General features: G+C 69.0%; 12 protein-coding genes. 9 read left to right on the top strand and 3 right to left on the bottom strand.

Annotated elements, in window-relative coordinates; genetic code table 11:
- The first annotated feature begins 133 nt into the window (after positions 1 to 133).
- Genes sdhC through GQR16_RS08985 form a run of 4 tightly spaced genes read left to right on the top strand, consistent with a single transcriptional unit; the run spans position 134 to position 3,598 of the window.
- Positions 134 to 556, top strand: coding sequence for a succinate dehydrogenase, cytochrome b556 subunit (sdhC, locus tag GQR16_RS09000; protein WP_157414807.1), 423 nt, complete (start codon positions 134 to 136; stop codon positions 554 to 556).
- A 12-nt stretch (positions 557 to 568) separates the two neighbouring features.
- Positions 569 to 1,015, top strand: coding sequence for a succinate dehydrogenase hydrophobic membrane anchor subunit (locus GQR16_RS08995; protein ID WP_157414806.1), 447 nt, complete (start codon positions 569 to 571; stop codon positions 1,013 to 1,015).
- Between the two features lie 7 nt (positions 1,016 to 1,022).
- Positions 1,023 to 2,834 (top strand): succinate dehydrogenase flavoprotein subunit, encoded by a 1,812-nt coding sequence (gene sdhA / locus GQR16_RS08990; RefSeq protein WP_157414805.1) that lies wholly within the window; start codon positions 1,023 to 1,025, stop codon positions 2,832 to 2,834.
- A gap of 2 nt (positions 2,835 to 2,836) precedes the next feature.
- Positions 2,837 to 3,598, top strand: a complete 762-nt coding sequence (locus GQR16_RS08985) for a succinate dehydrogenase iron-sulfur subunit (RefSeq protein ID WP_067878535.1) — start codon at positions 2,837 to 2,839, stop codon at positions 3,596 to 3,598.
- A 146-nt stretch (positions 3,599 to 3,744) separates the two neighbouring features.
- On the opposite strand, the gene GQR16_RS08980 is transcribed toward GQR16_RS08985, so the two are convergent.
- Positions 3,745 to 13,347 carry a VWA domain-containing protein gene (locus tag GQR16_RS08980; RefSeq protein WP_157414804.1) on the bottom strand — a complete coding sequence of 3,201 codons (9,603 nt, stop codon included), beginning with the start codon at positions 13,345 to 13,347 and terminating at the stop codon, positions 3,745 to 3,747.
- Between the two features lie 257 nt (positions 13,348 to 13,604).
- Here GQR16_RS08980 and GQR16_RS08975 point away from each other — a divergent pair, with 257 nt between their 5' ends.
- The 5 genes from GQR16_RS08975 to GQR16_RS08955 all read left to right on the top strand — a co-directional run bounded on the left by GQR16_RS08975 (position 13,605) and on the right by GQR16_RS08955 (position 18,219).
- Positions 13,605 to 14,912, top strand: coding sequence for a YihY/virulence factor BrkB family protein (locus tag GQR16_RS08975; protein ID WP_157414803.1), 1,308 nt, complete (start codon positions 13,605 to 13,607; stop codon positions 14,910 to 14,912).
- Between the two features lie 36 nt (positions 14,913 to 14,948).
- Positions 14,949 to 15,776, top strand: coding sequence for an exodeoxyribonuclease III (locus GQR16_RS08970; RefSeq protein ID WP_157414802.1), 828 nt, complete (start codon positions 14,949 to 14,951; stop codon positions 15,774 to 15,776).
- A gap of 68 nt (positions 15,777 to 15,844) precedes the next feature.
- On the top strand, positions 15,845 to 16,855 hold the full coding sequence (gene trpS, locus GQR16_RS08965; protein WP_157414801.1) for a tryptophan--tRNA ligase: 1,011 nt from the start codon (positions 15,845 to 15,847) through the stop codon (positions 16,853 to 16,855).
- Positions 16,856 to 16,876: 21 nt separating this feature from the next.
- Complete coding sequence (locus tag GQR16_RS08960) at positions 16,877 to 17,455, top strand: GNAT family N-acetyltransferase (protein ID WP_157414800.1); 579 nt, start codon at positions 16,877 to 16,879, stop codon at positions 17,453 to 17,455.
- Complete coding sequence (locus GQR16_RS08955) at positions 17,452 to 18,219, top strand: HAD family hydrolase (protein ID WP_246200667.1); 768 nt, start codon at positions 17,452 to 17,454, stop codon at positions 18,217 to 18,219. Before GQR16_RS08960 ends, GQR16_RS08955 begins: the two co-directional genes overlap by 4 nt.
- A 156-nt stretch (positions 18,220 to 18,375) precedes the next feature.
- On the opposite strand, the gene glpK is transcribed toward GQR16_RS08955, so the two are convergent.
- Together glpK and GQR16_RS08945 are read right to left on the bottom strand one after the other, a co-directional pair.
- Positions 18,376 to 19,890 carry a glycerol kinase GlpK gene (gene glpK / locus GQR16_RS08950; RefSeq protein WP_157414799.1) on the bottom strand — a complete coding sequence of 505 codons (1,515 nt, stop codon included), beginning with the start codon at positions 19,888 to 19,890 and terminating at the stop codon, positions 18,376 to 18,378.
- Between the two features lie 165 nt (positions 19,891 to 20,055).
- Complete coding sequence (locus GQR16_RS08945) at positions 20,056 to 20,757, bottom strand: MIP/aquaporin family protein (RefSeq protein WP_246200694.1); 702 nt, start codon at positions 20,755 to 20,757, stop codon at positions 20,056 to 20,058.
- Positions 20,758 to 20,823 lie beyond the last annotated feature (66 nt).

Genomic DNA, 20,823 nt, shown 5'->3' with positions numbered 1-20,823 from the left:
ATATCTCGACATCGAGAGAGTTAGGCAGCCCTAAGCGGCGGCGCGACGGGCCCGGGTCTACAATCGCATCGGGCCGTCTGCCCGTTCGCGCCCTTCGAATCAGGGCTCTTCACACAGCCAGGGAGGGTTGTTCATGCCAGAGAACTCGGCAGGAACCCTGGCCGCACCCGCGAAGCCGGCGAAACAGAAGCCGGGTGGCACGCTGTATCGCGGCCGCGAGGGAATGTGGTCGTGGGTACTGCACCGGATCACCGGTGTCGCCATCTTCTTCTTCCTTCTGGTTCACATCCTCGACACCGCCCTGGTGCGCGTGAGCCCCGAAGCGTACAACGCCGTCATCGGCACCTACCAGACGCCCATCATGGGTCTCGGCGAGGTCGCCCTCGTCGGCGCGATCGTGTTCCACGCCTTCAACGGCATCCGCATCATCCTCGTCGACCTGTGGGCCTGGGCCACGCGCCACCAGAAGCTGCTCTTCTACATCGTCATCGCCCTCTGGGTCGTCACGATGCTCGGCTTCGCGCCCCGCCACCTCATGAACGTCTTCAGCCACTAAGGAGCCGCCGACATGTCCGTCATCGAAGCGCCTCGCAGCCAGGCACGACCCGCACGCAAGCGCGGGCTCAACCTGGAGAAGTGGGGCTGGATCTACATGCGCGCCAGCGGCGTCGTGCTGCTCGTGCTCATCTTCGGCCACCTGTTCGTGAACCTCCTGGTCGGCGAAGGCGTCAAGGCCATCGACTTCGGGTTCGTCGGCGGCAAGTGGGCCGACCCGTTCTGGCAGTGGTGGGACGTCGCGATGCTGTGGCTCGCGCTCATCCACGGCGCCAACGGCATGCGCACGATCGTCAACGACTACACGAACCCGGGCACCGCCCAGAAGGTACTGAAGGGCGCGCTGTTCCTCGCGGCCACCGTGCTCATCGTGCTCGGCACGCTCGTGGTGTTCACGTTCGACCCCTGCCCCGCCGGCTCCCCCGCCGACCTGCTTCCCTCGTTCTGCCCCGCTGTCTAGGAGAAACGTGACGTCCCAGAGCGCACCCGTCGAGACGAAGATCGTCGACGGAGTCCACTACCACCAGTACGACATCGTCATCGTCGGCGCCGGCGGCGCGGGCATGCGCGCGGCGATCGAGGCGGGCCCCGGCGCCCGCACGGCGGTCATCTCCAAGCTCTACCCGACGCGCTCACACACGGGCGCCGCGCAGGGCGGCATGGCCGCCGCCCTCGCGAACGTCGAGGAGGACAGCTGGGAGTGGCACACGTTCGACACCGTCAAGGGCGGCGACTACCTCGTCGACCAGGACGCGGCCGAGATCCTCGCGAAGGAGGCCATCGACGCGGTCATCGACCTCGAGAACATGGGCCTGCCGTTCAACCGCACGCCCGAGGGCAAGATCGACCAGCGCCGCTTCGGCGGCCACACCCGCGACCACGGCAAGGCGCCCGTGCGCCGCGCCTGCTACGCGGCCGACCGCACCGGCCACATGATCCTCCAGACGCTGTTCCAGAACTGCGTCAGGCTCGGCATCGAGTTCTACAACGAGTACTACGCGCTCGACCTCGTCATGACCGTGGTCGACGGCGTCGAGCAGCCCTCCGGCATCGTCGCGTACGAGCTCGCGACCGGCGAGCTGCACGTCTTCCAGGCCAAGGCGATCATCTTCGCCACCGGCGGCTTCGGCAAGATCTACAAGACCACCTCGAACGCGCACACCCTCACCGGCGACGGCGTGGGCATCATCTGGCGCAAGGGCCTGCCCCTCGAGGACATGGAGTTCTTCCAGTTCCACCCGACCGGCCTGGCCGGGCTCGGCATCCTCCTCACCGAGGGTGCGCGCGGCGAGGGCGCGATCCTCCGCAACGCCTCGGGCGAGCGCTTCATGGAACGCTACGCCCCCACCATCAAGGACCTCGCGCCCCGCGACATCGTCGCGCGCTGCATGGTGCAGGAGGTGGCCGAAGGCCGCGGCGCAGGTCCGCACAAGGACTACGTGCTGCTCGACTGCACGCACCTCGGCGCCGAGGTGCTCGAGACGAAGCTCCCCGACATCACCGAGTTCGCGCGCACCTACCTCGGCGTCGACCCGGTCTACGAGCCCGTTCCCGTGATGCCCACCGCGCACTACGCCATGGGCGGCATCCCGACCAACGTCTCGGCCGAGGTGCTGCGCAACAACGACACCGTCGTGCCCGGCCTCTACGCCGCCGGCGAGTGCGCGTGCGTCTCGGTGCACGGCTCCAACCGCCTCGGCACCAACTCGCTGCTCGACATCAACGTCTTCGGCAAGCGCGCCGGCCGCAACGCGGTCGAGTACGTCAACTCCGGCGTCGACTTCACGCCGCTGCCCGAAGACCCCGCCGCCGGCATCCGCGACATGCTCCAGCTGCTGCGCGACTCCAACGGCACCGAGCGCATCGCCGCGATCCGCAAGGAACTGCAGGACGAGATGGACAAGAACGCGCAGGTGTTCCGCACCGACGAGTCCCTCGCCCACGTCACGAACGTGATCGCCGGCCTCCGCGAGCGCTACAAGAACATCGCCGTCCAGGACAAGGGCAAGCGGTTCAACACCGACCTGCTCGAAGCCGTCGAACTCGGCTTCCTGCTCGACCTCGCCGAGGTCGTCGTCTACTCCGCGCGCAACCGACAGGAGAGCCGCGGCGGCCACATGCGCGACGACTTCCCGAAGCGCGACGACGAGAACTTCATGCAGCACACCATGGCCTACCTCTCGGGCGATGCGCACTCGGCCGACGCGGCCGATCACATCCGGCTCGACTGGAAACCCGTGACCATCACCCGGTACCAGCCGATGGAGAGGAAGTACTGATCGTGAGCACCACCACGCTCGAGCAGCCGCCGGCAGCAGAAGCCGCCATCCAGTCGTTCACCGTCACGTTCCTGATCCGCAGGTTCGACCCCGACGTCGACACCGAGCCGCGCTGGCAGGACTTCGACGTCGAGATGTACGCGACCGACCGCGTGCTCGACGCCCTGCACAAGATCAAGTGGGAGCAGGACGGCTCGCTCACGTTCCGTCGCTCCTGCGCGCACGGCATCTGCGGCTCCGACGCGATGCGCATCAACGGCCGCAACCGGCTCGCGTGCAAGACCCTGATCAAGGACCTCGACATCTCGAAGCCCATCTACGTGGAGGCCATCAAGGGCCTGCCGCTCGAGAAGGACCTCGTCGTCGACATGGAGCCGTTCTTCGCGAGCTACCGCGAGGTGCAGCCGTTCCTCATCGCCAACTCGAAGCCCGAGTCCGGCAAGGAGCGCGTGCAGTCGATCGCCAAGCGCGAGATCTTCGACGACACCACCAAGTGCATCCTCTGCGCCGCGTGCACCTCGTCGTGCCCCGTGTTCTGGACCGACGGACAGTACTTCGGCCCGGCCGCGATCGTGAACGCGCACCGCTTCATCTTCGACGACCGTGACGACGCGGCGAACGTCCGCCTCGACATCCTGAACGACAAGGAGGGCGTGTGGCGCTGCCGCACCACCTTCAACTGCACCGACGCGTGCCCCCGTGGCATCGAGGTGACCAAGGCCATCGCCGAGGTCAAGCAGGCGATCATGCGGGGCAAGCCCTGACGATCCCCCACGCGACCTCGTCGCACTGAAGAAGGGCCGATGCGATTCGCATCGGCCCTTCCTCGTTCCCGGTCGCGTTCCCCCTCGCAACCCGGGTGCCGGTCACGGCGGCCCGGCGGGTTCACCCACCGCCGGGCCGCCGCGGATCAGTCGGCGGCCGCCTCCCGACGCCGTCGGATCACGACCCAGGTCACGGCCAGGCTGCCCAGGATCAGGAGGCCTGCGGCCCCCCAGACCCACGGTCCGCCCGCGAACCCGGTGATGGCGGTCCCGCCCAGGAGCGTCACGGGAACCATGTCCTCCGCGCACTCCGTCGCCGGGTCGGGGTCGTCGGCCGTCTGCCAGCAGACCTCACCGGTGTTCTCGATCGTCGAGACCGTGGTGCCCTCCTTCACGTGCACCGCCAGGTCGATGACCGGCGCCGTCGTGAAGTTCGGTCCGAGCTGGCCGAGCAGGTCGCAGTGGAGCGTGCCACCGTATCCGCTCGAGTCCTTGCCGGTGACCTCGCAGTCCTCCCAGCGCGGGAACGCGGGAGCCGGGGCCGTCGTGATCGAGTCGACCCGGAGGTTCGCCGGGATCTCGTCGAACACCTCGGTCGGGTTGGTCGCACCCGTGCCGACCGACGTCACCTGCAGCGAGTAGCTGAAGTCGCCGCCCGCCTTCGTGCTGGTGACACTCGCGGTCTTGTCGATCTGGAGCTCGGCCGGACGGTCGATCGCACAGGTCGGAAGAGCCTGCGGGTAGACCGCCAGGACGCTCTGGCTCGGGTTCACCGAGAAGGTGATCGTCGCCCCGTTGTCCATGTCGCGCCACGGGTACGTGTCGACCGTCTCATCGAGGATCAGGTCGAGGAACCTGGTTCCGGGAACCACCGAACCGGGGTTCGCGAGATCCTCCTCGGTGATCGGACGCCATCCCGGGAACTGATACGGAATGCCGTTCGCGTCGACCGCGGCGCCCGGCCAGAGGAGCCGGCCGGTGCGAGCGTCCCACGGAATCGTCTGCACCTTGGTGAGCGTGCCGTCGGCCGACTTCCAGGTGACCGTGATGTCACCGGGGGTGACGTTGTCGGTCGCCTGCACGTCGAAGTACAGCCACGGGACGTCCGCGATGCATCGGACGTACACGCCCGCATCCACCCGCTTGACCGGCACCTCGGCATCAGCGCAGTCGTTCGTCACGTCGAGGTCGAGGAGGTCGGCGTCCACCGGCGCATCTCCGAGATCGACGGCGGCGGCGACCCGCTCCGGCGAATCCTCGATGCCGAGGATGGCGACGCACGCCTCGTTCGGAATCGGATCCGTGTTCAGCGGCGGCAGGACCGGCGCCGGGTCGTCGGGACCGACGGCCGGCGGGGCCTCGACCTCAACGGGCAGGACCTTCACCGGGATGCGGATCGTCGTGACCTGGCCGGCCGCGTAGATGCCGCTGTAGGTGGCACTGAAGGCGTTGCCCGTCGTGTCCTCCGTCCAGTTCTCAGCGGGATCGAACGTCGCCGGCCCGGTGATCTCGAGCTGGTCGTCGATCAGGTCGGTGACCTCGAGGTTCGCGACCGCACGGCCGTTGTTGGTGACCGTGAGCACCCAGTCGAAGGTGTTGTCCTCGGTGTCATCCACCGCGGTCACGCCCTCGGGCAGGTCGGCCTCCTTCTCGATGCCGACGTCGACCGGGAACACCGTGTTCGTGATCGTGCACGTCACGTCGTCACCGGCTACGAGCGTCACCGACGCCTCTGCGGCCTCGGTGGGCTCGCAGCTCCAGTCGGATGCCTCGTAGTAGTCGGGCACGAGCGGGCTCGACGGGTCGGCGATCGCCGCCTCGGAGAGGCTGTAGTCGCCGACCGAGACGATCGTCGACACACCGTCCTCGTTGCCGGCGACGTCGACCAGGGTCGTGGGTCCGTCCGCGGAGAGGTTCCAGTCGCTCGCCACGCCGCCGGTGATCGGCAGGTTGCCGAGCGCCGAGTTGTCGACGTGCTTGACGAGCGTCAGCTTCGCCACCGGGATGTCGACGCAGCCCTCGAGCGGCGTGACGATCGTCCCGGAGGTGAACTCGCCTCCGTTGTAGAAGCCGCGCCCGGTCTCACCCTTCACGCACTTCACGGTGTCGATGTCGGTGATGGTCGAGACATCCACCACGGCCGTGATCGTCCACGTCTCGACCGTCGGGTCGTCGCCGGCGGCCGGGATGAGCCGGCCCTCGGCGAGCACCGTGTCGGGGTCGACGCCGGTCCAGTCCGCGACGGGGTTGCCGTCGGGGTCCGTGGCCGTGGCCGTGAACGTCGTGCCGGCCGGGAACTCCGGGGTGTCGCTCAGGTCGTAGTAGAGGTCCTTTCCGCTGGCGTTGGTCACGGCGATCTCGTACTCGACCGTGAACGTGCCGTCGTTGTTGTCGACCGGCGAGCCGACGACGGACTTCAGGGCGTCGGCGCGGCCGGGCTCGTCACAGGCGGTGCGAACCGTGGGCAGGCCGTCGATCGTGACCGTGGCCACGTTCCGGAATCCGCCCTCGCCGAACATGTCCCCGGTCGTGCAGGCCGTGGTCTCCTCGGTCCAGGCGTCCTGGGTCACCGTCGCGACGACCTCCACCTCGAAGGTGTCGGTGTCTCCTGCGCCGAGCGGCTGGTCGGTCGCGAGCGTCTCCTCGAGCGTGTCGGGGAGTCCGTCCCACGTGCCGTCGTCGCCGTACGACGAGCTCCACGAGGCCTCATCGATGGTGATGCCCTCGCCGAAGTTGGAGAGGTCATCGGTCAGGTCGTACTCGAGGGGCGAGACGCCGCTCGTGTTCTCGACCGTGATCGTGTAGTCGATCAGCCACGTGCCGTCGGGCTGCTGCTCGGCCGAGTCGACGGTCTTGTCGACGACGTAGGTCGCCGGCTTGGCCGTGTTCGTGATCGAGCAGTAGACGTCCTGTCCGGGCTGCAGCGTCACTGCGTCGTCGTCGAGGATCACCGGTGCCGGCGGCTCCTGACTGTTGTCGACGCAGATCCAGTCGCCGGCCTCGAACTCGTCGGCTTCGGGGAAGTCGGCGGACTCCGCGAGGTCGTACGGGGTGTTGGACTTCACCTCGCCGCTCGCGCCGCCGTCGCCCTCGATGACCGCGGTCCCGTTGTCGCTCGCACTCAGGTGCCAGAGCGTCGGCGGGAAGTCCTCGGCCACCTCGTCGGGAGCGACGAACTTCTCGATCTCGAGGTTCGGCGCGATGTCCGAGTTCTCGATCTCGCAGTCGACGCTGGCGCCGTAGGTGTTCACCGTGAGCGTCGCGTTCACGGAACCGGGCGTGCTCACCAGGGTGAACGCGTCCTCGCCGCTCTCGGACTCACAGGTCCAGGTCGCCGTGACCTCGTACTGGACGCCGTTCACCCAGACGAGCGAGACCTCGTTGAGCGTGTAGCCGACGCCGACCTCGACCGGCCCGCTCGCGGTGCCGGGACCGCCGAAGCCGTCGTCCGTTCCGCTCACGGAGACCGTCCAGTCGGTCGCGACGCCATCGCCGCCGTTGGGGTTCTGCACGACCTTCGTGACCGTGACCGTCTGGGTGCACTCGACGATGTTCGTCACCGTGAAGGTGTTGTACGCGTCGACCAGCTCCTGGTCACCGGTTCCGGTCGTGTCCTCGAGCGTGCAACCCTCGGGGATCACGACGTCGCTCTCGTCGACGTTGACCTCGTCATGCAGCGCATAGGGGCCGTACGAGGTGTCCCACGCGACTGGCTCGCCGTCGAGGACCGCCTGGGCCGTGAAGCCGTCGGGCAGGTCATCGCTGTCCCAGGCGATCGGATCGCTCCCGTTGATCACCCAGTCCTTATGCAGCTCGACGACGATGGGGACGTCGTAGCAGGCGTCGTCGGTGTAGGAGTCGCCGGAGACGACCTCCGCCCCGTTCAGCAGACCCTTGCCGCCGTCGCCCTCGCAGAGCAGCTCATCGCTGCCGGCGACGTCGTCGACGGTGAACGAGACGACCACGGTGAACGTGTGCGTCGCGCCGCCGGGCAGCGTCTCGTCTTCGACGATGGTGTCCGTCGAGGGCGATGCGCCGTTCCAGGCCGGGTTCACCGTGACATCCGCACTGGAGACCTCACGATCGGTGATCGTCACGTCGCCCGCGAAGTCGGGGGTGTCGTTGAGGTCGTACACGAGGTCCTGATCGGCGCTGAGGTTCGAGACCGTGATCTCGTACGTCGCCTCCCAGTGGTCGCCGACCTTCGCGACGTCGCCGACGGTGCTCTTCTCGATCTCGGGTTCAGCGGGAAGCCCGCAACCCGTGTCGGTCGAGACGATGCCGTTCGACGTCAGTGCCGCCTCGTTGAGGAACCCGACGTTCGGGTCGTTCTCGGTGAACGAGCAGGTGTTCGTCGTCGGGTCCTCGAAGGCCGCGGCGTCGACCGTGGCCGTCACCGTCACCGTGTACGTGTGCACGGCGTCGATGCCGATCACCTTGTTCGTCGGAACGAGCTCTGCGGTCGGGTCGGCGGTCGGGTCGGCCCACGAGCCGCTCGTCTCGCCGGTCCACGAGGCCGACTGGATGTCGATCTCGGGGCCGAAGCGGAGCGTGTCCTTCAGCGTGTACCGCGACACGAACTCCGAGTTGCCGGTGACCGTGACGTCGTAGACGATCGTCCAGACGCCGTCACCGTCCTGGGTGACGGTCGGGTCGTCCTTGACGACCGTCGGCTCGCCGCCTCGGCTGATGTTCGTGCAGTCGTCGTCGGAGCGCGTGATCTCGCCCGACGTGACCGTTGCGTTGTTCAGGAATCCGACGCCGTCGGGGTTGTTCTCGGTCGCGCACTCCAGCTGCTCGGGCTCGATGTCGCCCACCGGGGCGTCGACGTTGAGCAGCACCGTGTAGACGTCCGAGGCGCCGGCGGCGATCGCCTTGTTCGAGGCGACCGTGAACGGCGACCCGTCGTACGGCGTCACCGGCGCGTTCGCGTCGATCTGGTAGCTGATGTAGGCGACACCCGCCGGGAAGGCCGGGTCGTCCGTCAGCGAGTAGTACGAAGCCTTGGCACCCGGGTCGGTGTTCGACACGGTCAGCTTGTACGAGACGTTCCACGTGCCGTCGAGCTGCTGCACCGAGGTCGCGTCGGACTTGACGATCTTCGGAGCGCTCGGCGAGTCGCAGGCCGACTTGTCGGTCGAGACGCCGGCGACCTTGAGGGTCGCGGTGTTGTTGAACGCGCCGTTCGAGCTGTCCGACGGACAGGCGGACTGCGCCGGCGTGAGGTCGGGCCCGACGAGCGCGATGCCCGCCACCGTGATGCGGTAGGTGGTCGCGGTGCCCGCGGCCAGATAGGCGTCGACCGCGAGGTTGCCGCTGCCGGCCCATGGCGTCACGTACGGTGCGCCGTCCTTGGTCACGACGTAGGTCGCGCCGCTCAGGTTCACACCCGTACCGAAGTGCAGCGAGTCGGCGAGCGAGTAGGTGCCGCCGACGGCGCCGCCGTTCGTGACGACGATGTCGTACGCGATCGTCCACTTGCCGTCGCTGCCCTGCACGACCGAACCGGGCACGACCGTCTTGGTGTGCGTGATGGTCGGCGGGTTGACGGTGACGCAACCGGTGGCGTCGGTCGTCTGGTTGCCCGAGACGAGGGTCGCCGTGTTGTTGAGGCCGTCGGGGTTCGGGCACGTGTAGGCCGGGTCGTCTGCGCCGAGGCGCACCTTCACCGAGATCTGGTACACGTGGGCCGCGGCGCCGCCCGCGAGGGCGATGTCGTTGGCGAGCAGGTCGTTCGGCACCGCACCGGTCCAGCCCGGCTCGGTCGTCACGCCGGCCGGCTTGGAGACGACCGTGGGCAGGCCGACCTGCTCGGCCGAGGCCGGGAGGTCGAGCGTGTCCTTGAGGTCGTACACGACGCCGGTCGTGGCGGACGGGTTCGTCACGGTGATCGTGTACGGGAGCGTCCACGTGCCGTCACCGTTGTCGACGGCCGTGCCGCCCACCTTGGCGATCGTCGGCTTCACCGGGACCGAGCAGTCCTGCGCGGGGTAGTCGACCCCGCTGACCGTCATGGTCGCGGTGTTGAGGAACCCGACGGTGCCCGGGGTGCCCGCGTCGCACGCGGTGGGGCTGGTGCCGCCGAAGTTCGCTCCCGGTGCGACCGTCGCGTTGACCGTCACGTGCCAGGTGTGCGTGGTGCCCTTGACGAGCAGGGGCTCATCGGCGAACGCCTGAACGTTCGCGAACGGCACGCTCCATGCCGTGCTCGCTCCGGGCGGGGCCGGGAGCGTGCGCTGGTAGGACGCGCTGTTCACCGTCACGTTGCTGCCGAACTTGAGCTGGTCGGTCAGGGAGTACGTGAGGTCGAGGAAGTTGCTCGGGTTCGTCACGACGATGTCGTATCCGACGGTCCACGAGCCGTTCGCGTTCGGCGTCGGGATCGCGGCCGTCTTCGTGATGGTCGGGACGACCGGCTTGAGCGTGTTGGTCACGACACAGGCGGCCTGATCGCCCGGCGCGAGCGCCGGCAGCAGCGGGCCCCCGATCGGTGCCCCGCCGTTGACGGTGCACTGCCAGGTTCCGGCCTGGAACTCACCCGAGTTCGGCAGTCCGGTGGTCTCCGCGAGGTTGAACGCGACGCCCGAGGGCACGTCCACGTACCCGCCGGTTCCGCCGGCTCCGCTCGCGACGACCGCGGCGTTGTCGGCTCGGCTCGCGCTCAGCGTCCACGACGTCTTGTTCGCGACGCCCGACGGCGACACGACCTTGTCGAGGGAGAGCTTCGGCAGCTTGGCGATGTTCGTGAACACGCAGATCGCCGAGTCGGTCGCGGGGAGGTTGACGCTGGTCGCGTCGACGTAGGTGTCGTTCGGACCCGTGTTGCACTGCAGCGACTTCTGGTCGTAGCCGGCAGGTCCGTTCAGCTCCGAGAGGTTGTACGTCGAGCCGGGGCGCAGGAAGACCGTCGTGCCGCTCTTCACGGTCGAGGTCACCTCGCCGTTCGACGTGCTGGCGGGGGTGGTGCGCAGATCCCAGTTGTTCGGGACGGCGCTGCCGCCGTTGCTCGGGTCGACGACCTTGTTCAGCTGCACCTGCGAGGTCTGGTTGACCGCAGTACAGCCGACCCAGGTGCCGAAGGGCACGCGCACGCCGCCGTTCAGGCCGCCCGCGTTGTTGCCGGCTCCGCCCGTGCCGCCGTTCGCGTTCAGGGTCACGCAGTTCCAGGTGCCGCTCGATCCGGGAACCCGCTGTGCGGGGTCGCCGTTGAAGGGCTGTACGTAGAGCGCGGTGTTGGCCGTGTTGCCCGTCTCGGTGAGCGGGTAGTAGGCCGTCGGCGTGACGTTCGCGACCACGCCGGAGCCGCTGTCGGCACCCGTCGGGCCCGGGAGGTACGGTCCGCCGGGGCCGTCGACCGGGGGCAGCGAGGTGAGCGTCCAGTCGCCCTTCGCGGCCGGGCCGCCCTGCACGGTCTTGAACAGGGTCAGCTTGGTCGGGCACGAGACCGTGTTCGTGATCTCGTAGGTGTTCAGACCTGCGATGAGCGTCGCGGCGTACGTCTTGCCCGCGGACACGTCGACGTTCTGGCCGACGCCGTTCGCCTTCGTCAGGATCTGGCTGGTGATCGTGCAGAGCAGGGGCAGCTGGCCGAGCGACTCGCCGACCGGCACGACCTGGCCCTGCGAGAAGCCGCCCTGCTGGTTGCCGAAGCCGACCTGTCCGCCGTTGATGGTCGAGATGCCGGTCAGGCTCGGGTCCTGCGACCCGTGCGGCACGGCGGGCGCGCCGTTCACGGCCCAGAGTTTGTTCACCACGACCTGTGCCGCGGGGTTCGGGGCCCGGTTGTAGAAGGTGCAGCTGATGGCGGCTGTCGCGGACACGGGTACCACGACGCCCGGCTGCCCATTGACGACCGGCGCGTTCGTGACCGCGACGTTCGTCGCCGGGTTCGTCGAGAGGTCCCGACAGACCGCGTTGAAGCCGCTCTGCTGCTCGTTCGTGTACCCGGCCTGCTGGGTCTCGCGGATGGTCACGGTGCCCGTGGTGCCGCCGGGGATGTTCAGCGGGTAGTTGATGGCGCCGGTGCCGTCGGTCTGGCCGTTGGCGGGGTTCGGGGCTCCGACCGTGATGCCGTTGGTCGGGTTGCTCGCGCCGATCGCCCAGCCGGCGGCCGGCTGCGCGTTGGCGATGGTGCCGCCCGGCGGGATGACCTGCTTGACGACGCTGACGCCGCCCTGGCAGTTGCCGAGGGCGAGTGCGCGGAGCGCTGCGGCGGCGGCCGTGTAGCTGGCCTCCTGGTAGTAGTCGGCCGTCGCCGAGTTCGACCCGTTGTACTTGGTCGGGCCCGAGATCGCCGCGAGGTTCAGCGCGGTCGAGGGCGCCGTGACACCGCTGCCGACGCCGAGGGCGATGACGCGCGTGCCCTCCTTCTTCACGGCGTTCGCCGAGAAGATGGCGTTCTCGACCTCGCGGATGCGGGTGAAGTCGCCGGGCGCGGTCTCGGTGCCGTAGACCGTCGGGTTTCCGTCGGTCAGGACGATGGCCACGTCGTAGGACGCGGCGCTCGTGGCGACCTGGTAGATGCCGCGGTCCCAGTTGGTGGAGCCGGTGGCGGTGAGGCCGTTGATCCAGCCGGAGACCGTGGAGACGCCGGCCGGCGTCGAGACCGCGGTGATCGGGCGGTTGATGTTGTTGGCGCCGGCCTGCGGGGCGGTTGGGCCGAACGTGAAGAGTCCGACGCGGGAGGGCGTGCCCTCGAGCGCCTGCACGAGGCTGACGCCGGCGGCGCGAGCCTGCACGATCGAGGGGCTCACCGAACCGGAGAGGTCCATGACGAGTGCGACGTCGAGGCCGCACTGCTGGGGAAGCGCGATGTTGTTGCGCGAGGTCTGCCACGTGCCGCCCGAGGCCGAGCGGTTCGAGTTGCCCGTGCCGACCATGAACTGCGAGGTGCTGTTGTAGGTGGTGTTGCCGCGCAGCTGGTAGGAGTTCGACGCGTTGCCGATGCGGAAGCTGTAGGGGGTCTGCTGGCTGCTGCCGCCGTCGGCGTCACCCGTGCGGATGAGGGTGTTCGCGAAGTAGCCGGACGGCGTGCCCACCTGACGGACCCAGAGCTCGCGGTCGCGGTTGGCGTTGTTCGGGGCCGTGCCCGTGTTCGGGATCTGGAACCAGCAGTCGCCCGCCGCGTCGGACACGCAGGTCGCCCACGCGTCGGCGAGCTGGGACCCGCCGGTCTGCGTCGGGAACAGCGCGAGCGTGACGCCCGCGAGCGGGTTGATCGTGCCGGCGTTTCCGAGGTCGCGGTCGTCGCCGACCTTGACGACGACCACCGAGTTGTTCGCGGAGTTCGCAGGCGGGGCCGCGAGGATCGCCGCAGCCTGCTGCTCGATCTGCGGGGCCGCGGCCTTCGCCGACTTGAGCGGGGGCTTGGTCGGCTCGGGCTCCTCACTCGGCGTCTCCTCGACGGGGGCCTCGCTCGGCTCCTCGCTCGGCGTCTCGGACGGAGTCTCGGACGGCTCCTCGCTCGGCGTCTCCGTCGCGGGGTCGGTCGCCGTCTCCGTCGCGGGGTCGGTCGACTCGGTCGCCGTCGTCGGATCGGTCGTCTCCGTCGTGACGCTCGGGTCAGCGGCCGGGTCGGTCGCCTCGGCGAACGCCATGGTCGGCAGTCCGACCACGAGCAGTGCGCCGACCGCGACCGACGCGATGAGGCCGCGCAGTGATCGAGAGCGTTCGGCTTCGCGTTGACGTCGGGAGCGGCGCGGGTGCTGTGCGCGGTCGTCGTCTCGGGTGCCGAACCAGTTGCTCTTCATCATTGAACCTTCGCGTCGGGTCAGACTGCTGAAAAATTGAGGAATACGCAGGTGTGCCGAGTCAAGCACTGCTGAGGGAAACTCCGACAGGGTCGGCGCGTAACCAAAACGGGGGGCACTTCGGGCGAAAACCCCGGGTTGATCGGGGACTCGCGCCCGGTGTCACCCGAAAGCGGGGTCGACTGAGGCACCCTCATTTCCATACGAACGCATCGCCACGTCCCGGCGCGGCCCGACCCGCTCGATACTGTTGGTGCGTGAACGCGCGCACCTCGAATGGCCGCGGTGCAGGGCGCCGCTCGGGCCGGAACGCGTCCGACGCGCCCGCTGTCGACGGGGCGCCGTCCGCGACATCCGCCGCTCCTCCGCTCGAGGACCCGACCCCGCTGACCGCGCGCGAGCGCTTCGACGAGCTCAGCAGCCCCATTCGCGACCGGTTCGAGGAGCCGATCAACCGGGTCACGCGCATCACGACCCGCACGATGGAACTGTTCCCCGTTCGCGTGTGGCGGTACTTCCTGGCGCAGAACGGGTTCATCCTCTCGTCGGGCATGAGCTACCAGGCGCTGTTCGGCATCTTCGCGGCGATCTACGTCGCGTTCGCGGTATTCGGGATCTGGCTGACCGGCAACCCCGACACGATGAAGGCGTTCGCGACGTTGCTGAACACCTACGCCCCCGGCCTCATCGGGCCCGACGGCATCATCACCCCCGATGACCTCGTCTCCATCACGACCTCGAGCACCAGCGCGCTCGGCATCACCGGCGGTGTCGCCCTGCTCGGCTTGGCCTGGACGGCGATCGGCTGGGTGACGTACACGCGCATCGGCGTGCGTGCGATGTTCGGGCTGCCGAAGGACGAGCGCTCCTACATCCTGCTCAAGGCGCGCGACCTGCTCGCGGGCCTCAGCTTCGGTCTCGTGCTCATCTTCGCGGCGGCGCTCTCGGTCGTCACCACTGGGTTCATGCAGTGGCTCATGGGGCTTATCGGGCTCGACCCGAACTCGAGCTGGACCGCCTTCTTCGTGCAGCTCGGCGCGATCATCGTCGTCTTCGTCATCGACACCGTCGCGCTCGCCGTGCTGTTCCGGTTCCTCTCGGGGGCCGCGATGCCGTGGCGGCGCATGGTCATCGGCTCACTGCTCGGGTCGGCGGCGCTCTCGGTCGCGCAGCTGCTCGGCGGGTTCCTCATCACGTTCGCGAGCGACAACCCGCTGCTCGCGACGTTCGCGGTCTTCATCGCCCTCCTCTTCTGGTTCCGCATCACGAGCATCGTGATCCTCGTGGCCGCGAGCTGGATCTCGGTCGAGGCCGCCGACTCGAACGAGAGCCTGCGCGAGCTCACGCCGGAGCAGCTCGAGGCGGAGCGCCGCGCGCTCGAGGCGCAGGCCGCGGTCACCGTCGCCCGGGTGCGCCTTCGCGAGGCGGAGGCGGATGCCGCGGCCGCGAGTTGGCTCAGCGGCTTCCGCGCCCGGCGGGCGGTGTCGCGCGCGCAGCTCGACCTCGACGAGGCCGAGGCCGCCGCAAGCCGGCTCGTCAGGCCGAAGCGCACGTTCGGCGCCTGAACGCCCGTGTCGGACGCCTCGAATAGGATCGAGGGCATGCCTTCGACCTCCCGTCTCCGTGTCGCCAGCGTCAACGTGAACGGAGTGCGAGCCGCGTATCGCCGCGGCATGGCCGAGTGGCTGAATGCCCGCGACGTCGACCTGCTGGCGCTGCAGGAGGTGCGCGCGTCGACCGAAGACCTGCAGGGCCTGCTCGGCGACGAGTGGAGCATCCTGCACGACCCCGCGACCGCGAAGGGCCGCGCCGGCGTGGCCATCGCGAGCCGGCGCAGGGCGACCATCCATCGGGTCGAGCTCGGCGCGCACGACTTCGACTCGGCGGGCCGCTGGCTCGAGGCCGACTACGAGGTCGGCGACCGCATCGTCACGCTCGTGAGCGCCTACGTGCACTCCGGCGAGGTCGACACCCCGAAGCAGGTCGAGAAGTACAAGTTCCTCGACGCCATGCAGGCGCGCCTGCCCGAGCTCGCGGCGCACTCCGAGCTCGCGCTCGTCGTCGGCGACCTCAACGTCGGGCACCGCACCCTCGACATCAAGAACTGGAAGGGCAACGTCAAGCGCGCCGGGTTCCTGCCCGAGGAGCGCGCGTACTTCGACCGGTTCGTGGGCGCCGAGGGCTCCGACGACCACGGCCTCGGCTGGGTCGACGTCGGGCGTCGGTTCGCGGGCGACGTCGACGGGCCCTACACCTGGTGGTCCTTCCGCGGCAAGGCGTTCGACAACGACAGCGGCTGGCGCATCGACTACCAGCTCGCCACCCCCGCACTCGCCGAACTCGTGACCGACTACACGGTCGACCGTGCGGCGACCTACGACGCGCGCTTCTCCGACCACTCCCCCGTGGTCGTCGACTACGCCGTCTGAGCGGTGCCGCGACGCGCCGCATCCCCACCCCCTCGACCTCTCCCCTGCTCGACGAAGGAACCTCGAACATGAACTCCGCCCGCCCCGTCATCTTCTCGGGCATGCAGCCCTCGGCCGGCTCGCTGCACCTCGGAAACTACCTCGGCGCGCTCGTGAACTGGGTCGCCCTCCAAGACGACCACGACCCCATCTACTGCGTGGTCGACCTGCACGCGATCACCGTGGCGCAAGACCCGAAGGAGCTCCGCGAGAACGTGCGCCGCACGGCCGCGCAGTACCTCGCCGCCGGGGTCGACCTCGAGCGCTCCACGCTCTTCGTGCAGTCGCACGTGCCCGCCCACGCCGAGCTCGCCTGGGTGCTGAGCACGATCACCGGCTTCGGCGAGGCCGGCCGCATGACGCAGTTCAAGGACAAGTCCGCGAAGCAGGGGGCCGACGCGACCACGGTCGGGCTCTTCACCTACCCGGTGCTGATGGCCGCCGACATCCTGCTCTACGGCACCGAGGCCGTGCCCGTCGGCGATGACCAGCGACAGCACCTCGAGCTCACGCGCGACCTGGCCGGCCGGTTCAACGCCCGGTACGGCGAGACCTTCGTCGTGCCAGAGGCGCTGATCCCGAAGGAGTCGGCGCGCATCTACGACCTGCAGGACCCGACGTCGAAGATGTCGAAGTCCGCTGCCTCGCCCGCCGGGCTGGTCAACCTGCTCGACGACCCCGCGATCACCGCGAAGAAGTTCAAGAGCGCGGTCACCGACACGGGTCGCGAGGTGCGCTACGACCGGGCAGAGAAGCCGGGCATCTCGAACCTGCTCGACATCTACTCGTCGATCTCCGGCCGGCCCGTCGCCGACATCGAGGCCGAGTACGACGGTCGCGGCTACGGCGACTTCAAGAAGGACCTCGCCGAGGTCGTCGTCGACCGGCTGGCGCCGATCCGCGCGCGCACGCTCGAACTGCTCGACGACCCCGCCGAGCTCGACCGGCTGCTCGGCATCGGCGCCGACAAGGCCGCCGAGCGCGCCGAGGTCGTGCTCCGCAAGGTCTACGACCGCGTCGGCTTCCTCCGCCGTCGCTGACCTGAGCTGAGCTGAGACCGCATGATCCCCGTCGAGATCGTCACCGAACGCCTGCTGCTCGACCTGCCGGTGCCGGGCGATGCCGACGTCGTGACCCGGTACTGCCAGGACCCCCTGTTCGAGCATCTCCTCACCACACCGTGGCCTTACACGCACGCGCACGCCGAATCATTCCTCTCCGCGTATGTACCGGCCGGGTGGGCATCGGGCTCCGAGCTCACGTGGGCGATCCGGGACGAGCGCGGCGGGCCGCTGCTCGGCATGATCAGCGTGCGCGAGGCGCAGAACGAGATCGGCTTCTGGATGGGCTCCGCCCATCGCGGCGCCGGACGCATGAGCGAGGCGGCGAACGCCGTGTGCGAGTGGGTGCTCGCGGGCGGCATCGTCGGAGCCACGACGGTGTTCTGGCGCGCCGTCGAGGGCAACCTCGGCTCGGCGAAGGTCGCCAGATCCTCGGGATTCCGGCGCATCGAGCCCGTGAACCCCACCGTGCCCACGCGCGACGGCGGCACGCTGCCGGCCTGGTACGGCGTGCGCGAGTCCGCGATCGACCCTCGCGCCGAGGCCAGTTGGAACGACCTCCTCGAGGTGCGGTCGTGAGTCGCGATCACGCCGCCGAGGTCGTGCTGTTCGACCTCGACGACACGCTCATGGCGCACCGCCAGGCGGTCGCCGCCGGCATCCGCCTGCACATGCACGAGCGCGCATACGAGGGCGACTTCGACGCCGCCCAGCTGCTCTGGCACGAGCTCGAGGAGCGGCACTACCACGCCTACCTCGCCGGCGACCTGACCTTCGAAGGACAGCGCCGGGCGCGCGCACGCGACTTCGCGCTGGCGCACGGCGAGACCCTCGACGAGCCGGGAGCGGGCGCGTGGTTCGACCGCTACTTCGAGCGGTACCGCGAGGGGTGGCGCCTGCACGACGACGCACTGCCCGCGCTCGACGCCCTCGAGGCCTCGTTGCCGGGGGTGCGTCTCGGCATCATCACGAACGGCGAACCCGACTTCCAGCGCGCCAAGCTCGAGCGCCTCGGCATCGTCGATCGCTTCGAGCACGTCATCGCATCCGGGGCGCTCGGCGTCACGAAGCCCGATCGCCGCATCTTCGACGTCGCGCTCGAGCGCTTCAGCGCCGACGGGCCGGTCTCACGCGCCGCCTACATCGGCGATCGCCTGCACACCGATGCGCTCGGCGCAGCGAGCGCCGGGCTGGCCGGCGTCTGGGTCGACCGTCACGGCACCACGCTCGACGACGGCGAAGCCGACGCCGTGCGTGCGGCCGGCGTCATCGTGATCCCGAGCCTCGCCGAGCTCGCCGGGCGGCTCGTCGAACGGTGGTCGGCGAAGGCGAACGAGAGCTGAGCCGACCTCTCGCCAGGTGCGTCCGCCCCGACTCGAGGCTTCGCCGGACGGCGAGGCGCGGCATCCGCCCGCCCACGTCGCGCTCAGCAGACGGGAATGGGCCGGTCGCACCCCCATGCGACCGGCCCGTCGCCCAACAGTAGCCTGCTGGGCGGGTTATGCGACGTCGCCGTCGACCCAGTCGAGGGTCTTGGTGACGGCCTTCTTCCAGCTGCGGTCGAGGCGCTCGCGCTCGGCCTCGTCCATCGACGGGGTCCAGCGCTTGTCCTCCTGCCAGTTCTTGGCGAGGTCGTCGAGGCCCGACCAGAAGCCGACCGCGAGGCCGGCCGCGTAGGCCGCACCGAGCGCGGTGGTCTCGGCGACCACGGGGCGCACCACCGGCACGCCCAGGATGTCGGCCTGGAACTGCAGCAGCGTGTCGTTCGACGTGGCACCGCCGTCGACGCGGAGCTCGGTGAGGTCGATGCCCGCGTCGGCGTTCACCGCCTCGACGACGTCGCGCGTCTGGAAGGCGATCGCCTCGAGTGCCGCACGCGCGATGTGTCCCTTGTTCACGTAGCGCGTGAGGCCCACGAGGGCGCCGCGGGCGTCCGGACGCCAGTACGGCGCGAACAGCCCGGAGAAGGCGGGCACGAAGTACGCGCCGCCGTTGTCGTCGACGCTCTTGGCGAGCTCCTCGACCTCGGAGGCCGACGAGATCAGGCCGAGGTTGTCGCGCAGCCACTGGATCAACGAACCCGTGACCGCGATCGAGCCCTCGAGCGCGTAGTGCACCGGCTGGTCGCCGAGCTTGTAGCCGACGGTGGTGAGCAGGCCGTTCTTCGAGTGGACGATCTCCTCGCCCGTGTTGAAGATAAGGAAGTTGCCCGTGCCGTACGTGTTCTTCGCCTCGCCGGCCTCGAACGCGGCCTGACCGAAGGTCGCCGCCTGCTGGTCGCCCAGGATGCCGGCGATCGGGGTCTCGCGCAGCAGCGAGTGCTCGTTGGCGATGCCGTAGACCTCGGACGACGAGCGGATCTCGGGCAGCATCGAGCGCGGCACGTCGAAGGCGGCGAGGATCTCGTCGTCCCACTGCAGCGTCTCGAGGTCCATGAACATGGTGCGGCTGGCGTTGGTCACGTCGGTCGCGTGCACGCCGCCGTCGACGCCGCCCGTGAGGTTCCAGAGGACCCAGCTGTCGGTCGTGCCGAAGAGCAGGTCGCCCGCTTCGGCCTTCTCACGTGCGCCCGGCACGTTCTCGAGGATCCACACGATCTTCGTGCCCGAGAAGTACGTCGCGAGCGGCAGCCCGACCTTTGCCTTGAAACGCTCGACGCCGCCGTCGGCCGCGAGGCGGTCGACGATCGACTGGGTGCGCGTGTCCTGCCAGACGATCGCGTTGTACACGGGCTCTCCCGTGTTCCTGTCCCAGACGACGGCGGTCTCGCGCTGGTTCGTGATGCCCACCGCGGCGATGTCGTGGCGGGTGAGGTTGACCTTGCCGAGGGCCTGGCCGATCACCTCGCCGGTGTTGCGCCAGATCTCGGCTGCGTCGTGCTCGACCCAGCCCGCCTTCGGGAAGATCTGCTCGTGCTCGAGCTGCCCGGTCGAGACGATCGATCCGGCCTTGTCGAAGATGATCGCGCGCGACGAGGTCGTGCCCTGGTCGATCGCGAGGATGTAGTCGGCCATCTGAGAACTCCGTTGCTGTCAGTGAATGGGTGTCTTATCTTGCTCGGGTTGCCCGAGAACGAGGTGAATCGGGCAACCCGGGGTCGTGCCGGTCCGGCTGAGGCGCCGGAGCGCTGTGATGCCGGAGCGCTGTGGTGTTGAAGCGCTGTGGGGCGGATACCGCGGTCAGCCGAGCAGCGGCAGCAGCGGGATCGCGGCGAAACCGGCGAGCACGCCGCCGATGATCGGGCCGACGACGGGGACCCACGAGTACGACCAGTCGCTGCCGCCCTTGCCCTTGATCGGCAGGAGCGCGTGGACGATGCGCGGTCCGAGGTCGCGCGCGGGGTTGATGGCGTAGCCCGTCGGTCCGCCGAGCGAGGCGCCGATCGCGATCACGAGGAAGGCGACGGGGATCGCACCGAGTTCGGCGGGGGTTCCGCCGTTCGTGAAGCCGATGATGACGAACACGAGCACGAACGTGCCGATGATCTCGGTGACGAGGTTCCAGCCGTACGAGCGGATCGCCGGGCCGGTCGAGAACACGCCGAGCTTCGTCGCGGCATCCGGTTCGGCGTCGAAGTGCTGCTTGTAGGCGAGCCAGCAGAAGACCGCGCCGAGCATCGCGCCGATCATCTGGGCGCCGATGTAGGTGAGCACCGAGAGACCGTTCACGGGGACGCCCTGGCCGAACTCGGTCGCGCCGTTCGCGACGAGGCCGAGGGTGACCGCCGGGTTCAGGTGCGCGCCGGAGGCGTACGAGACCACGACGCCGGCGAAGACCGCGAGGCCCCAGCCGATGTTGATCATGAGGGTGCCGCCGCCGAAGCCCTTCGTCTTGGCGAGGATGACGTTGGCGACCACGCCGCAGCCGAGGAGCACGAGCATCGCCGTGCCGACGAGTTCCGAGAGGAAGTCGATTCCGAGATTGTCCACGTTGACCTTTCTGGTGTG

It is taken from the genome of Agromyces allii, assembly GCF_009749385.1.
Taxonomy (GTDB): Bacteria; Actinomycetota; Actinomycetes; order Actinomycetales; family Microbacteriaceae; genus Agromyces; species Agromyces allii.
The sequence above is the reverse complement of the archived record's forward strand: the minus strand, read 5'-3'. Positions and strand labels throughout refer to the sequence as shown.

What these genes read in the sequence shown, in the direction of transcription:
- sdhC (WP_157414807.1), top strand. Translation starts at nt 134, where the DNA reads ATGCCAGAGAACTCGGCAGGAACCCTGGCCGCACCCGCGAAGCCGGCG.
- GQR16_RS08995 (WP_157414806.1), top strand. Translation starts at nt 569, where the DNA reads ATGTCCGTCATCGAAGCGCCTCGCAGCCAGGCACGACCCGCACGCAAG.
- GQR16_RS08980 (WP_157414804.1), bottom strand. Translation starts at nt 13,347, where the DNA reads ATGAAGAGCAACTGGTTCGGCACCCGAGACGACGACCGCGCACAGCAC.
- GQR16_RS08970 (WP_157414802.1), top strand. Translation starts at nt 14,949, where the DNA reads ATGCCTTCGACCTCCCGTCTCCGTGTCGCCAGCGTCAACGTGAACGGA.
- trpS (WP_157414801.1), top strand. Translation starts at nt 15,845, where the DNA reads ATGAACTCCGCCCGCCCCGTCATCTTCTCGGGCATGCAGCCCTCGGCC.
- GQR16_RS08960 (WP_157414800.1), top strand. Translation starts at nt 16,877, where the DNA reads ATGATCCCCGTCGAGATCGTCACCGAACGCCTGCTGCTCGACCTGCCG.
- glpK (WP_157414799.1), bottom strand. Translation starts at nt 19,890, where the DNA reads ATGGCCGACTACATCCTCGCGATCGACCAGGGCACGACCTCGTCGCGC.
- GQR16_RS08945 (WP_246200694.1), bottom strand. Translation starts at nt 20,757, where the DNA reads ATGCTCGTGCTCCTCGGCTGCGGCGTGGTCGCCAACGTCATCCTCGCC.